This window comes from Geminicoccus flavidas, assembly GCF_009806515.1.
Classification (GTDB): domain Bacteria; phylum Pseudomonadota; class Alphaproteobacteria; order Geminicoccales; family Geminicoccaceae; genus Geminicoccus; species Geminicoccus flavidus.
In genome coordinates this window covers 1-1,463 of record NZ_WUJP01000748.1, presented here as the reverse complement: position 1 = coordinate 1,463, position 1,463 = coordinate 1, and the positions used below count along the sequence as shown (strand labels likewise).

Here is a 1,463-nt window from a genome sequence, read left to right as displayed (position 1 = left end):
CTTGGGTAGCCGCATGATGAACTCGTCGGCATTGGCCAGCGCTGCCGCCGCCCGCACCTCGTCGAGCCCGATGCCGGCGCCGGTCTCCCAGCGGGCATACGCGATGTTCTCGAACAGCGAGCGGTGGAACAGGATAGGCTCCTGCTGGACCACCGCGATCTGCGCGCGCAGCGATGCCTGGGTCAGCCGGTCGATCTCCTGGCCGTCGATCAGGATCCGGCCATCCGCCGGCTCGTAGAGCCGCTGGATGAGCTTGACGAAGGTGGTCTTGCCCGAGCCCGAGCGCCCGACCAGCCCGACCCGCTCGCCGGCACGGATGGTCACCGACAGGCCCCGGTACAGCGGCGCCAGGTGCCGACCGTAGTGGAAATCGACATTCTCGAAACGGATCTCGCCCCGCGTGATCCGCAAGGGCCGGGCGTCCGGACGATCCTCGATCTCCATGGGCTGGTCGTGGATCGCCACCACCTCCTCCATCTCGTTCACCGCCCGCTGCAGCGCATGAACGTGGTAGCCGACGTCACGCAGATAGCCCTGCACGACGAAGAACATGGTCAGCACATAAGCGACATCGCCCGGTGTCGCGCGGCCGTGCCACCAGAACCAGAGCACCATGCCGATCACGAGCGCGCGCATCACCTGCAGCGCTAGGCCCTGCGCCGCCTCGCTCACCGTGCCGCGCAGCCAGAAGCGCCGGGTGCGCTGCCGCCACCGCCCGACCAGCGCCGCCAGCCGCGCATCCTCGCGCGCCTCGGCACCGAATGCCTTGACCACGGCGTTGCTGCCGATCGCGTCGGCGAGCGCACCGCCCATGCGCGAATCCCAGCTGTTCGCCAGCCGTGCTGCCGGCGCTACCCAGCACAGCGACAGGACGGCGGTGAGCGCCAGGTAGCCGACCGCACTGCCGGCCACCACCAAGCCCATCGCCGGCCACCGCCAGCCCAGCAGCACCGCCGAGCCCAACAGGACCATTACCGAGGGCAACAGGGCGATCAGCAGGGTGTCGTGCAGGGAGTCGATGGCGTTCATGCCACGGCTGACCTTACGGACGGTCGAACCGGCGAAGTGGTTGGCATGCCAGTCGCTCGACAGCCGCTGGATCCGGAAGAACGCATCCTGGCCGATGCCGCTCATCACGCCGAGGGTGAGCTTCACCACCAGGAAGATGGCCCCGGTGCGCAGCGCCAGCCCGGCCAGGCCCAGCAGCACGATCGCCATGAAGGGCAGGAGCGCCTGCTGCAGGATGTCTGACGCCGGGAGGCTTGCGCTGGCCGACACGGCGTCCACCAGTTGCCCCGCGAACAGCGGCACCAGGATCTCGGTCAGCGTCGCGGCGATCATGGCCAGGGCCACCAGCCAGGCCCGCCAGCCCTGCCGCCGCCAGTGCCCATATACGAACAGTAGAACCGCGCGAACCGGATTCGCGCGACCGAGCATAGCAGTCATAGGAGAATTCCGAAGGA

General features: G+C 68.6%; 1 protein-coding gene. It reads right to left on the bottom strand.

Annotated features, from left to right (window positions below; all coding sequences use genetic code 11):
- A partial coding sequence (locus EQG76_RS21395) for an ABC transporter ATP-binding protein (protein WP_255476578.1) occupies nucleotides 1-1,437 on the bottom strand: 1,437 nt, incomplete at its 3' end.
- Nucleotides 1,438-1,463: the final 26 nt, after the last annotated feature.